Source organism: Pseudomonas sp. AC239, assembly GCF_979258545.1.
Genome location: NZ_OZ409864.1, coordinates 1,926,794 through 1,940,201, shown reverse-complemented (window position 1 = coordinate 1,940,201; position 13,408 = coordinate 1,926,794). Strand labels below are relative to the sequence as shown.

Annotated in this window: 12 protein-coding genes; 7 read left to right on the top strand and 5 right to left on the bottom strand. The window is 57.6% G+C overall.

All coding sequences use genetic code 11. The features are described from left to right. Positions 1-2 precede the first annotated feature (2 nt). Together gmhB and ACZ0AZ_RS09000 are read left to right on the top strand one after the other, a co-directional pair. The gene (gene gmhB / locus ACZ0AZ_RS09005; RefSeq protein ID WP_165368387.1) at positions 3-542 is read left to right on the top strand and encodes a D-glycero-beta-D-manno-heptose 1,7-bisphosphate 7-phosphatase; all 540 of its coding nucleotides are present in this window, start codon (positions 3-5) and stop codon (positions 540-542) included. A gap of 83 nt (positions 543-625) precedes the next feature. Next, positions 626-1,405, top strand: a complete 780-nt coding sequence (locus ACZ0AZ_RS09000; protein ID WP_129998026.1) for a lysophospholipid acyltransferase family protein — start codon at positions 626-628, stop codon at positions 1,403-1,405. A 167-nt stretch (positions 1,406-1,572) separates the two neighbouring features. Here the strand turns inward: ACZ0AZ_RS09000 and ACZ0AZ_RS08995 are convergent, their stop codons facing one another. Further along, entirely contained in the window at positions 1,573-3,108 is a 1,536-nt protein-coding gene (locus ACZ0AZ_RS08995) for a sensor histidine kinase (protein WP_129998025.1), read from the bottom strand. Between the two features lie 165 nt (positions 3,109-3,273). On the opposite strand from ACZ0AZ_RS08995, the gene ACZ0AZ_RS08990 reads away from it, so the two are divergent. Next, positions 3,274-3,993, top strand: coding sequence for a response regulator transcription factor (locus ACZ0AZ_RS08990; RefSeq protein ID WP_415760978.1), 720 nt, complete (start codon positions 3,274-3,276; stop codon positions 3,991-3,993). A 101-nt stretch (positions 3,994-4,094) separates the two neighbouring features. Here the strand turns inward: ACZ0AZ_RS08990 and gyrB are convergent, their stop codons facing one another. The 4 genes from gyrB to dnaA are packed head-to-tail and all read right to left on the bottom strand — an operon-like array spanning position 4,095 to position 10,302. Further along, complete coding sequence (gyrB, locus tag ACZ0AZ_RS08985) at positions 4,095-6,512, bottom strand: DNA topoisomerase (ATP-hydrolyzing) subunit B (RefSeq protein WP_024014948.1); 2,418 nt, start codon at positions 6,510-6,512, stop codon at positions 4,095-4,097. Positions 6,513-6,517: 5 nt separating this feature from the next. Beyond that, positions 6,518-7,621: a DNA replication/repair protein RecF gene (gene recF / locus ACZ0AZ_RS08980; RefSeq protein ID WP_016772389.1), complete on the bottom strand. Its 1,104-nt coding sequence runs from the start codon at positions 7,619-7,621 to the stop codon at positions 6,518-6,520. A 14-nt stretch (positions 7,622-7,635) separates the two neighbouring features. Next, positions 7,636-8,739 carry a DNA polymerase III subunit beta gene (dnaN, locus tag ACZ0AZ_RS08975; protein ID WP_016772390.1) on the bottom strand — a complete coding sequence of 368 codons (1,104 nt, stop codon included), beginning with the start codon at positions 8,737-8,739 and terminating at the stop codon, positions 7,636-7,638. Between the two features lie 39 nt (positions 8,740-8,778). Beyond that, the gene (gene dnaA, locus ACZ0AZ_RS08970; RefSeq protein ID WP_310402825.1) at positions 8,779-10,302 is read right to left on the bottom strand and encodes a chromosomal replication initiator protein DnaA; all 1,524 of its coding nucleotides are present in this window, start codon (positions 10,300-10,302) and stop codon (positions 8,779-8,781) included. Positions 10,303-10,868: 566 nt separating this feature from the next. Between dnaA and rpmH the strand changes: the two genes are divergently transcribed. Genes rpmH through yidC form a run of 4 tightly spaced genes read left to right on the top strand, consistent with a single transcriptional unit; the run spans position 10,869 to position 13,344 of the window. Next, positions 10,869-11,003, top strand: a complete 135-nt coding sequence (gene rpmH, locus ACZ0AZ_RS08965) for a 50S ribosomal protein L34 (protein WP_003213577.1) — start codon at positions 10,869-10,871, stop codon at positions 11,001-11,003. A gap of 16 nt (positions 11,004-11,019) precedes the next feature. Continuing rightward, on the top strand, positions 11,020-11,421 hold the full coding sequence (gene rnpA, locus ACZ0AZ_RS08960; RefSeq protein WP_039757776.1) for a ribonuclease P protein component: 402 nt from the start codon (positions 11,020-11,022) through the stop codon (positions 11,419-11,421). Continuing rightward, positions 11,414-11,659 (top strand): membrane protein insertion efficiency factor YidD, encoded by a 246-nt coding sequence (gene yidD, locus ACZ0AZ_RS08955; protein WP_027901580.1) that lies wholly within the window; start codon positions 11,414-11,416, stop codon positions 11,657-11,659. The genes rnpA and yidD overlap by 8 nt, the downstream gene beginning before the upstream one ends. Before the next feature lie 2 nt (positions 11,660-11,661). Then, positions 11,662-13,344 carry a membrane protein insertase YidC gene (gene yidC, locus ACZ0AZ_RS08950; protein ID WP_129998021.1) on the top strand — a complete coding sequence of 561 codons (1,683 nt, stop codon included), beginning with the start codon at positions 11,662-11,664 and terminating at the stop codon, positions 13,342-13,344. Positions 13,345-13,408: the final 64 nt, after the last annotated feature.

The following is a 13,408-nucleotide window of genomic DNA, read 5'->3' as shown; positions in this document are numbered from 1 at the left end:
GATTGCTGTTGAAACTGCTGATTCTCGATCGTGACGGCGTGATCAATTACGACTCCGATGCCTACATCAAGTCGGTGGAGGAGTGGATTCCGCTGCCCGGCTCGATCGAAGCGATCGCTCAGTTGAGCAAGGCCGGCTGGACGGTGGCGGTGGCCACCAACCAGTCGGGCATTGCTCGCGGCTATTACGACATCGCCACCCTCGAGGCCATGCACGCGCGCCTGCGCGAGCTGGTCGCGGAGCAGGGCGGCGAAGTTGGCTTGATCGTGTATTGCCCGCATGGCCCGGACGAAGGCTGCGATTGCCGTAAACCGAAACCGGGTATGTTGAGAACCATTGCCGAGCATTACACGGTGCCGTTGACCAATGTCTGGTTCGTTGGCGACAGCCTTGGTGACCTGGAGGCCGCCAAAGCCGTCGATTCACAGCCAGTTTTGGTGAAGACCGGGAAAGGCGAAAAGACCCGGGGCAAAACCCTGCCGGTGGGCACTCTGATTTTTGACGATCTGGCGGCGATTGCCGCAGAACTTATCCACAACTAGAGTACTTCTGAATTTCCTGGCCAGGGATTGCTCGGGAGTGCGCTTGAACAGTCGGGCATTGCCCCGTAACGGTAACCGTCGCCATGTCGATACTGCGGGCCTTCAGAATCTTTGTTTTCTATCTGCTGCTGGGTACAACAGCGTTGCTGTGGTGCAGCCTGAGCTTTTTCATCGCGCCGTTTCTGTCATTCAAGGCGCGCTATCGTTTCATCAATGTCTACTGGTGCCGTTGCGCCCTGTGGCTGACCAAGGTGTTCCTTGGTATCCGCTACGAAATCAAAGGCGCGGAAAACGTGCCAGACCGGCCCTGCGTGATTCAGTCGAACCACCAGAGCACTTGGGAGACGTTCTTTCTCTCCGCTTATTTCTCGCCATTGAGCCAGGTGCTCAAGCGCGAATTGCTGTACGTGCCGTTCTTCGGCTGGGCCATGGCCATGCTGCGCCCGATCGCCATCGACCGCGACAACCCGAAAGCCGCGCTCAAACAAGTCGCAGCCAAAGGCGACGAACTGCTCAAGGACAACGTCTGGGTGCTGATCTTTCCGGAAGGTACGCGTGTTCCTTACGGCACTGTCGGCAAGTTCTCCCGCAGTGGTAGCGCTTTGGCGGTGAATGCAGCGCTTCCGGTACTGCCGATTGCACACAATGCCGGCAAATTCTGGCCGAAAATCGGCTGGGGCAAACAGTCCGGAGTGATCACCGTGGTCATCGGCGAACCGATGTATGCCGAAGGCAGCGGGCCGCGCGCCATCGCTGATCTGAATGACCGTGTGCAGGCGTGGAACGAGAAAACCCAGCGCGAAATGGGTTCGCTGCCGCAGGTGCCACAGGCACCGGCAGCCAGTGATCAACTGGCTGTCTGAATTTTGTGGATAACCTGTGTACGCTTTCGTTTAAAAAGTCCGCAATCGCTATCTAACTTATTGTTTTTTAACGATATTTCTGTATGGACAAATTGAACGAAATCCGTGCATAAGTTTTATTCCGATGTAAAAAAACCGGTCCTTATAGCCGGTTTTTTTGTGCTTGTTCATTCGGCAATCAGCGGCAACTCGATGCGGAATGTGGTTCCCGCATCGACCACGCTGTGACACTCGATCGTACCGCCATGATGATCAATCACAGCTTTGACCATCGACAGACCCAGGCCCACGCCGTCGATGCCTTGGGCTGAGGAGAAACGCCGATACTGGCTGAACAGGTCAGGCAATTCATCAGCAGCAATCCCTTTGCCCTGATCGGTCAATTCGCAGCGCAGCCATGACCCACAACAGCTGACCTTCAGTTGCACGGTGCTGTTTGCCGGACTGTACTTGATGGCGTTTTCTAGGAGATTGAACAGGGCGCGCGTCAGCAATCCCTGATCGGCGAGAATCAGCCGCTCCTGGCATTCCTCATCAACTTCGTTGAGTAGCTCGATGCGTTTTTGCTGTGCGATGGGCAGGGCCTGATCAAGCACGTCCAATACCAGCATCGCGAACAACGTCGGGCGAAACTGGTAGGTCTCGGACTCAGCTCGCGCCAACAAGACGAAACCATCGGTCAGATCCAGCGCGCGGCGCACCTGACGCTCAATTTGCTCGAACAACGGTGCATCAGCGCCCGCTTGATGGCGATGCACATCGAGCAGGGCGAGGATCGCCGAATGCGGCGCGCGCAGGTCGTGGGAAAGAAAGCGCAGGAGGACGCCGCGTTGCTCCTCGGCGGCGCGCTCGGCGCTCAAATCCGTCAGGCTGAGCAGCCAACCGATCGGTGTATCGCCATCGACCGGTAGCAACGCCGCTCTTTCCAGGCGCAGGCTGCGCTCCTTGTGATCGCGAAACTCCAGTAGCGCCAGCGTGGCCAGCGCCGGTCGCGGTGCTGTGGATAAATCCGGATAGCCGAGCCGAGCCAGTTGCTCGAGTACTTCATCGCCTACCAATGGATCTTCGAACAGCTCACGCGCTTTGCGATTGCCCAGCAGAATCTTGCCCTGCGGATCACTGATCAGCGTCGCCACTGGCAGGTATTCCAGGCCATCGGCAATGAAGCGCCGGGTATCGCGGGTGCGGCTCATGGCTTGTTCGAGCGCCATGATCTGGCCTTGCAGTTGATCCGTTCCGGTGAAACGAGTCCGGCGTCGTTCCGGGAAGACTTTCGGTTCACTGTCCAGACGCGCCAGCTCCCAGCCGAAATAGGTGAGCACCACACTCAGGCGCCGCCAGTTCCAGATCAGGTAACCAAACAACATGCCCAGCGCCGCAGATGTCGGCGACCACCAGTGGCGGATCTCGGCGAGCAGGGCACTGCTGATCAGCGCACCGGCCATGCCGATCAAGGTTACCCACAGCGCCCAACGCGGTCGCCACAGCAACAATCCCAGCACACACGCGACCATCGTCACCGACAGCAGCGCGCCAAGCGCCGGCGACGGATTGTGCAGATTGACCTGAGCGCGATAAGACAACAGGCCAGTCAGCGGTAACAGCACTAGACTTATCCACAACCACTCGCGCACCAACCGCCGGAACAGACGCTGGACCTGGCTCGGCTCCCGACTTTCAAGTCGGCGTTGAGGTTTATTCATGGCGCAAACGGCAAAGCGATGTGGGATGTGTTCATAGGTCTCAGGTCTGAGGCGTAGACCCGAAGAATCATAGCGGACGTCGACTACCGACGGGCTGCTTCTTTCATCGCGGCCGGGGAGTCGCTATTGTCGACATCCCAGCCCCAGCGACAAGGAACACCGCCGATGCGCGTTGCCATTCTGGACGACGAACCCGCCGAACTGCGCCGGGTCGAGCAAACCCTGGAGCAAATGGCCGAAGTTGGGGAACAGCCGTGGTCACTGCACAGCTTCGAGCGTGGCGAAGACTTGTTGCGCCAGTTACGCCGGGAAACGTTCGACCTGCTGATCCTCGACTGGCAACTTCCCGACCTCACGGGTCTGGCACTACTGCGCTGGACCCGTGAACACATGGACGCGCCACCGGCCGCGATCATGCTGACCAGTCGCGACGGCGAAAGCGATATCGTTCAAGCCTTGAATGCCGGGGCCGATGATTATGTCAGCAAGCCGTTTCGCCCCAACGAGTTGAAGGCGAGGGTAGCGGCGGTATTGCGCCGGCATAGCCAACCGCGCAGTGCGGCAGGTGAAGTACAAACGTTTCACGACCTGACTTTCGACGACGCCGAATTGACCGTAACCCGCGAAGGCAAACCGATCCTCATGACTGAGCGCGAATACCGACTGGCGCGGTGTCTGTTCAGCAACCTGGGGCGGCCATTGTCGCGGGATTATCTGTACGAGCGCTTCTGGCCGAACGAGGAAACAACTTCCTCGCGGCCGCTGGATACGCATATCTACCGATTGCGCAACAAGCTCGGGCTGACGGCAGATCGGGGTTGGCAGTTACTGACGATCTATGGGTATGGCTATCGTCTCGAAAGTGTCGCAACTGCGGTCGAGTAGCCCATCCCAAGCAAAATGCCCGGACTGGCTTGGAAGGACAGACCCCGAAATAAAAAAGGCCAACGCGATGCGTTGGCCTTTTTCGTTGACGACAACCTGGATCAGAAATCCAGGTTCGAAACCGCCAGCGCGTTACTCTCGATGAAGTCCCGGCGAGGTTCGACCGCATCACCCATCAGGGTGTTGAAGATCTGGTCTGCGCCGATGGCGTCTTCGATGGTGACCTTAAGCATGCGTCGCACGCTTGGGTCCATGGTGGTTTCCCACAGCTGATCAGGGTTCATTTCGCCCAGACCTTTGTAGCGCTGGATGGTGTGGCGCTTGGTGCTTTCGGCCATCAGCCAGTCGAGGGCTTCCTTGAACTCGGTGACGGCTTTCTTGCGCTCGCCACGCTGGATGTACGCGCCTTCGTCGAGCAGGGTGCTCAGTTGCGCGCCCAGGGTGACCACGGTTTTGTAGTCGTTACTGCCGAAGAAGTCGCGGTTGAAGGTGACGTAGTTCGACAGGCCGTGGGAGATCAGTTCTACCTCCGGCAGCCAGACGCCACGTTCACGGTCTTCGCGCAGGCTGGCCTTGTAGACCAGGCCGGACTTCTCGTTGGTGCGCAGGCGAACTTCATACTGGGCCAGCCACTCTTGCATCGCTGCGTGGTCGCCCAGAGTTTCGAGGCTGACGGCCGGCAGATAGATGAAGTGCTCGGTCAGCTCCTGTGGGTACAGGCGCGACAGGCGCTTGAGCGTCTTCATGACCATGCGGAAGTCGTTGACCAGACGTTCCAGCGCTTCACCGGAAATGCCCGGGGCTTCTTCGTTCAGGTGCAGGCTTGCATCTTCCAGGGCCGACTGCGTCATGTACTCTTCCATGGCGTCGTCGTCTTTGATGTATTGCTCTTGCTTGCCTTTCTTGACCTTGTACAGCGGTGGCTGGGCAATGTAGATGTAGCCACGCTCGATCAGCTCCGGCAGCTGACGGAAGAAGAAGGTCAGCAGCAGGGTGCGGATGTGCGAACCGTCGACGTCAGCATCGGTCATGATGATGATGTTGTGATAGCGCAACTTGTCGATGTTGTACTCTTCGCGACCGATGCCGCAACCCAGCGCGGTGATCAGCGTGCCCACTTCCTGGGACGAGATCATCTTGTCGAAACGGGCTTTCTCGACGTTGAGGATCTTGCCCTTCAACGGCAGGATCGCCTGGGTCTTGCGGTTACGTCCTTGCTTGGCAGAGCCGCCCGCGGAGTCACCCTCCACCAGGTACAGTTCGGACAGCGCCGGGTCTTTTTCCTGGCAGTCAGCGAGTTTGCCCGGCAGGCCGGCGATGTCCAGCGCGCCTTTGCGGCGGGTCATCTCACGGGCCTTGCGCGCAGCTTCACGGGCACGGGCGGCGTCGATCATCTTGCCGACCACCAGCTTGGCTTCGTTCGGGTTCTCCAGCAGGAAGTCGGAGAAGTACTTGCCCATCTCCTGTTCAACCGCGGTTTTCACTTCGGAAGACACCAGCTTGTCTTTGGTCTGCGAGCTGAACTTGGGATCCGGCACCTTCACCGAGATGATGGCGGTCAGGCCTTCACGGGCATCGTCACCGGTGGTGGCGACTTTGTGCTTCTTCGCCAGTCCTTCCTGCTCGATGTAGTTGTTCAGGTTGCGCGTCAGTGCCGAACGGAAGCCCACCAGGTGGGTGCCGCCGTCGCGCTGCGGAATGTTGTTGGTAAAGCACAACAGGTTCTCGTTGAAGCTGTCGTTCCACTGCAGGGCGATTTCCACGCCGATGCCGTCTTCGCGCTGGATGTTGAAGTGAAACACCTGGTTGACCGCAGTCTTGTTGGTGTTCAGGTATTCAACGAACGCACGCAGGCCGCCTTCGTACTTGAACAGCTCTTCCTTGCCGCTGCGCTCGTCCTTGAGGACGATGCCGACACCGGAGTTGAGGAAGGACAGTTCACGAATGCGCTTGGCGAGGATGTCCCAGCTGAAGTGAATGTTCTTGAAGGTTTCGCTGGAAGCCTTGAAGTGGATCTGGGTGCCGGTGGTTTCGCTGTCGCCAACGATGGCCATCGGTGCCTGAGGCACACCGTGGACGTAGGTCTGTTCCCAGATCTTGCCACTGCGGCGAACAGTCAGGACCAGTTCTTCGGATAGTGCGTTCACTACCGAAACACCTACACCGTGCAGACCGCCGGATACCTTGTAGGAGTTGTCGTCGAACTTACCGCCAGCGTGGAGGACGGTCATGATGACCTCGGCGGCGGAAACACCTTCCTCTTTATGCACGTCTACCGGGATGCCACGACCGTTGTCTTTAACGGTGATGGATTCGTCCGGGTGGATGATGATGCTGATGTCGTCGCAATGGCCGGCGAGGGCTTCGTCGATCGAGTTGTCGACCACCTCGAACACCATGTGGTGCAGACCGCTGCCATCGTCGGTGTCACCAATGTACATACCGGGACGTTTGCGTACGGCATCCAGGCCTTTCAGCACTTTAATGCTCGTTGAGTCGTACGTATTTTCTTCGCTCAATGCCTTCACTCCCGATGGTCGTGGGTCTGGGTGATACGGCCCTGTTCCACGTGGAACAAAGCGACTGGCGTTTCCGTCTGCCAGCCTTCCCTCAGTAATTCGTGATCTACACAGGTGATGAACACCTGGCAGCGTAAGTCTTCCAGCAAGCGGCACAGCGCGCGACGGTGGCTCTCGTCCAGCTCGGACGGCAAGTCATCCACCAGATAAATACACTGTCCGCGACGGGCCTGGCTGACCAGATGCCCTTGGGCAATCCGTAGCGCACAGACCACCAATTTCTGCTGACCCCGGGACAGGATGTCTGCGGCATTGTGTGCGCCCAATCTAAGACGCAAATCAGCGCGTTGCGGTCCGGCCTGGGTGTGCCCCATCTGCTGGTCCCGTTGCACGGAACCGGCGAGTACGGCGCTCAATTCGCGGTCCTTGTCCCAGCCTCGGTAATAGCTGAGCGTCAAACCCTCAAGCTCAACCAGTTCGCTCAAGGTCTGTTCGAAGACCGGTTTCAAGGCTGTGATGTAAGCGCGGCGGTATTCATCAATTTCAGCGCTGGCCTGGCACAGTTCCCTGTCCCATACCGCTTGCGAAACGGCGTCAAGTGTACCATGCCGCAGCCAGGAGTTTCTCTGGCGCAGCGCCTTCTGCAAACGCTGCCAGGTGGCCATGAAACGCGGTTCAACGTGGAACACACCCCAGTCGAGAAACTGCCGGCGAATCTTCGGCGCGCCTTCCAGCAGACGGAAGCTGTCCGGGTTGATCAACTGCAATGGCAGGATCTCCGCCAACTGGGCAGCGCTACGGGCGTTCTGGCCATCGATGCGAATCTGGAACTCGCCCTGACGGTCGCGAGAAATTCCCAAGGCACTGTGGCCGCCTTCAGCCAGTTCAACCTGACCGAACACGGTACAGGCGAGCTGTTCGTACTGAATCACCGGCAAAAGCCGCGTGCTGCGAAACGAACGGGCGAGCCCCAGCAGATGAATGGCTTCCAGAACACTGGTTTTGCCGCTGCCGTTGGCGCCGTAAAGAATGTTGATGCGGGGGGAGGGGGAGAAGGTCACCGGGTGCAGATTGCGCACCGCGGTGACCGAAACACGACTTAACGACATTCAGGATCAGCTGATTACAGACGCATCGGCATGACAACGTAAGCCGAGTCGTCATTGTCGGACTCTTGCACCAGCGCACTGCTGTTGGAGTCGGACAGGATCAGGCGAACCTGCTCGGTGGTCATCACGCCCAGCACGTCGAGCAGGTAGCTGACGTTGAAGCCGATTTCCAGCGAGCCGCCGTTGTATTCAACGCCCACTTCTTCTTCCGCTTCTTCCTGCTCCGGGTTGTTGGCCTGGATCTTCAACTGACCGCTGGCCAGTTGCAGACGGATACCGCGGTATTTCTCGTTGGACAGAATCGCGGTACGACTGAACGCTTCACGCAACGCCTGACGATCGCCGAGTACCAGCTTGTCACCACCTTTGGGCAGTACGCGTTCGTAATCCGGGAATTTACCGTCAACCAGTTTCGAGGTGAAGGTGAACTCGCCCGTGGTGGCGCGGATGTGATGCTGACCGAGGACGATGCTGACATTGCCATCCGGCTCAGTGAGCAGACGCGCCAGTTCGAGGATACCTTTGCGCGGCACGATCACCTGATGGCGATCCGGCTGACCGATATCGGCCTGCATCGAGCACATCGCCAGACGGTGACCGTCGGTGGCCACGGCGCGGATCACACCAGCGGAAACTTCCAGCAGCATGCCGTTGAGGTAGTAACGCACGTCCTGCTGGGCCATGGCGAAGCTGGTGCGTTCGATCAGACGACGCAGTTTGCTCTGCTCCAGGCTGCAGGTCAGCGAGCCCGGGCCTTCTTCGACGGTCGGGAAATCGTTGGCCGGCAGGGTCGACAGGGTGAAGCGGCTACGACCGGCCTTCACTACCAGCTTCTGCTCGTCGACCTTGATGTCGATCAGCGCATCGTTGGGCAGGCTCTTGCAGATGTCCATCAGCTTGCGCGCCGGCACGGTGATGGAACCTGTTTCAGCCGGCTCCTCAAGTTGCACGCGACCGACCAGCTCGACCTCAAGGTCGGTACCGGTCAACGACAGTTGCTGGCCTTCGACGACCAACAGCACGTTGGACAGTACCGGCAAGGTCTGTCGGCGCTCGACGACGCCTGCGACCAGTTGCAGGGGTTTCAACAGGGCTTCGCGTTGAATGGTGAAATGCATGGTCTAGTCCCTTGCCTTAATAAGCTGCGCTGGTGTTCATCAAGTGGTCAGTGTACGCAGCAGGTTCTTGTAGTCCTCGCGGATGTCCGCGTCGGATTCCTTAAGTTCATTGATCTTGCGGCAAGCGTGCAGCACCGTAGTGTGGTCGCGGCCGCCAAACACATCGCCGATTTCCGGCAGGCTGTGGTTGGTAAGTTCCTTGGACAACGCCATGGCCACCTGACGCGGACGTGCTACCGAGCGCGAACGGCGCTTGGACAGCAGATCGGAGATCTTGATCTTGTAGTATTCGGCGACAGTTCGCTGAATGTTATCCACAGAGACCAGTTTGTCCTGCAACGCCAACAAGTCTTTCAGGGATTCGCGAATCAGCTCGATGGTGATGTCGCGGCCCATGAAGTGCGAGTGGGCGATCACGCGTTTCAGCGCGCCTTCCAGTTCGCGGACGTTCGAGCGGATGCGCTGGGCAATGAAGAACGCGGCGTCATGGGGCAGCTCGACTTTGGCCTGATCGGCCTTCTTCATCAGAATCGCCACACGGGTTTCCAGCTCAGGCGGCTCGACGGCAACGGTCAAGCCCCAGCCGAAGCGGGATTTGAGGCGTTCTTCAAGGCCTTCGATTTCTTTCGGGTAGCGGTCACTGGTGAGAATGACCTGCTGGCCACCTTCAAGCAGAGCGTTGAAGGTGTGGAAAAACTCTTCCTGGGAGCGCTCCTTGCGGGCGAAGAACTGAATATCGTCGATCAGCAAGGCGTCCACCGAACGATAGAAACGCTTGAATTCATTGATCGCGTTCAGTTGCAGCGCCTTGACCATGTCGGCCACGAAACGCTCGGAATGCAGGTACACGACCTTGGCATTCGGATTCTTCTTTAATAGATGGTTGCCCACTGCGTGCATCAAGTGGGTTTTACCCAAGCCGACGCCACCATAAAGGAAGAGCGGGTTGTAACCGTGCTTGGGATTGTCCGCCACCTGCCAGGCCGCCGCACGGGCGAGCTGGTTGGATTTACCTTCAACAAAATTCTCGAAGGTGAACGTGCGGTTGAGATAGCTGGTGTGCTTGAGCGCACCTTCTACCTGCACGGTGCGCTGTTCGGCGCGAACCGGCGCCTGCTGCGAGGCGGCACCGGCCATCGGGTCGAAGCTGTCGCGGGAAGGCTCTTCACTGACTTCAGCGGTTTTCTGCGTGGAACGCTTGGCCGGAGCAGGCGCGGGTGCTGGTGCCGGGTTGCTTGACGGCGCGTTGTTGGCCTGCGCCTGAGCAACCTGCGCGGCCGCCAGTGGTGCATTGGGTGCGGCACGAGGTGCCGAGCTGCGTTTGCTGCCTATTAACAAGGACAGCGACGGCGTCGAGCCATTGCCATGTTCATCGAGCAATTCGAGGACGCGGCCCAGATACTTTTCGTTGACCCAGTCCAGCACGAAACGATTGGGTGCGTAGACGCGCAACTCGTCGCCTTCGGCTTCGACCTGTAGTGGACGGATCCAGGTGTTGAATTGTTGGGCAGGCAGCTCTTCGCGCAAAAGCTCTACGCACTGCTGCCAAAGTTCCACTGACACGGATATCCCCTAAGTTGAAAGCCGGTGAGGCAAAAACAAGCGGCCATTGTAGCGGCGAGCGGTTCACTTATCCACATGCAGGTAGGTCCCTCACCATCATTTATCAATGCGTTAAAGCATTAAAAGGCGACCAACGGCATGTGAATAAGCCCTGTGGATAAACACCTATGAGGGCACTGGACAAGTAGGGGCTAAACTCGGTGGATAACCAGCCTGTGGATAACAACCCATTCCACGCACAGCTTATCCGACAGTACAGCACAGGCTGAACACGGTTTTCCACTGTAGTTGTCATTCTCTGTACACCGCACAGAATAAGGCCTGATAGCAGTTATCCACAGAAGACCGTGTGTCTAGCTTTTACAAGCTTTACAGAAAAGCTTTAAATAATTCCCTTCTTTATTTTTATATCTGGCTGACAGGCCTTCGAGCGCAAACCCTGCCTCGATCTATTTATAAGGAAACGCTGGTTGGAAATTGACCTGAGGGCTTGCTTTCTCTAGAATCCCCGGTCTCTTAAAACGGGGGCCATTCCGGCCCGTTGTGGACGAACCAGGTAACACGACATGAAACGTACTTTCCAACCAAGCACTATCAAACGCGCTCGTACCCACGGTTTCCGTGCTCGCATGGCTACCAAGAACGGCCGCGCAGTCCTGTCGCGTCGTCGCGCCAAAGGTCGTGCGCGTCTGGCAGTTTGATAATCCGGTACTGGAGGTGAGTCAGGACTTCAGTCGGGAAAAGCGTCTGCTTACCCCCCGGCATTTCAAGGCAGTCTTTGACTCCCCTACCGGCAAGGTTCCGGGGAAAAACCTCCTGCTCCTTGCACGCGACAACGATCTTGATCACCCCCGTCTAGGGCTGGTTATCGGGAAAAAGAGTGTAAAGCTCTCCGTTGAACGCAATCGCCTCAAACGTCTGATGCGCGAATCGTTCCGTCTGCACCAGGATTCACTGGTCGGCTGGGACATCGTTATCGTCGCGCGCAAAGGTTTGGGTGATGTAGAAAACCCCGAATTGATTCAGCATTTCGGCAAGCTCTGGAAGCGTCTGGCACGCAACAAGCCCGTTCCGGCAGTCAAAACCGAAACTGTAGGGGTAGACAGTACCGATGCGTAAACTGGCCCTCGTTCCGATCCAGTTTTATCGCTATGCCATTAGTCCTCTAATGGCCAGCCACTGTCGCTTCTACCCCAGTTGTTCCTGCTACGCGTATGAAGCCATTGAAAATCATGGCCTTCTGCGCGGTGGCTGGCTGACCTTTCGTCGTTTAGGTCGCTGTCATCCGTGGAATCCCGGTGGTTATGACCCGGTTCCACCTGTCCCTACCTCCCGTTCTTCTTCGATGGCCGAGTAATCATGGATATCAAACGCACGATCCTGATCGTCGCCCTGGCAATCGTGTCCTACGTCATGGTTCTTAAATGGAACCAGGATTATGGCCAGGCTGCCCTGCCGACTCAGAATGTTGCTTCCAGTACGACTACATCCGGTTTGCCGGACACCGCCACTGGCACAAATACTGCCGCCAGTGACGATATTCCGCGCGCCGCCAGCGATACCAGTGCACCAGCGGAAACGCCGGTTGCTGCCAGCAAGGACCTGATTCAGGTCAAGACCGATGTGCTCGATCTGGCGATCGATCCACAAGGTGGCGACGTTGCGCAACTGACTCTGCCTCTGTATCCACGCCGTCAGGACCGTCCTGACGTTCCGTTCCAGCTGTTCGATAACGGCGGCGAACGTGTGTATCTGGCGCAAAGCGGTCTGATCGGTACCAACGGTCCGGACGCAAACCCGGCCGGTCGTCCGGTTTATTCCTCGGAGAAGAAGGTTTACCAACTGGCTGACGGTCAGGATCAACTCGTCGTTGACCTGAAATTCAGCAAGGACGGCGTGAATTACATCAAGCGTTTCACCGTGAAACGTGGCCTGTATGACGTTGCCGTCTCCTACATTGTGGATAACCAGAGCGCTCAGCCCTGGAACGGCGCAATGTTTGCCCAGTTGAAGCGAGACGCCAGTGCTGATCCGTCGTCGACCACGGCTACTGGCACCGCGACTTACCTGGGCGCTGCCCTGTGGACAAGTTCCGAGCCGTACAAGAAAGTGTCGATGAAGGACATGGACAAGGCGCAGCTCAAGGAAACTGTCACCGGTGGCTGGGTAGCCTGGCTGCAGCACTACTTCGTGACCGCGTGGATCCCGGCCAAGGGCGAAAACAACATCGTCCAGACCCGTAAGGACAGCAAAGGCAACTACATCATCGGTTACACCGGTCCTACTCTGACCGCTGCTCCAGGTGCAAAAGTTGAAACCAGCGCTGTGCTGTACGCCGGTCCGAAAAGCCAGGCTGTACTGAAAGAGTTGTCCCCAGGTCTGGAACTGACCGTCGACTACGGCATTCTGTGGTTCATTGCCCAGCCGATCTTCTGGCTGCTGCAACATATCCACGCCATCGTCGGTAACTGGGGCTGGTCGATCATTTTCCTGACCATGCTGATCAAAGGGATCTTCTTCCCGCTGTCGGCAGCCAGCTACAAATCGATGGCGCGCATGCGTGCCGTGGCACCGAAACTGGCTGCGCTGAAAGAGCAACATGGCGATGACCGGCAGAAAATGTCGCAGGCCATGATGGAGCTGTACAAGAAAGAGAAGATCAATCCACTGGGCGGCTGCTTGCCGATCCTCGTGCAGATGCCGGTCTTCCTGTCGCTGTACTGGGTTCTGCTGGAAAGCGTGGAAATGCGTCAGGCGCCGTTCATGCTGTGGATCACTGACCTGTCGATCAAGGATCCGTTCTTCATTCTGCCGATCATCATGGGTGCAACCATGTTCATCCAGCAGCAGCTGAACCCGACGCCTCCGGATCCGATGCAGGCGAAGGTCATGAAAATGATGCCAATCATTTTCACCTTCTTCTTCCTGTGGTTCCCGGCGGGTCTGGTACTGTACTGGGTTGTGAACAACTGTCTGTCGATTGCACAACAGTGGTACATCACGCGTAAGATCGAAGCGGCAACGAAAAAAGCCGAGGCGTAACTTGCACTGTGGATAACACCACTCAAAACGCCCCCTAGTGGGGCGTTTTGCTATCTGCCACTTT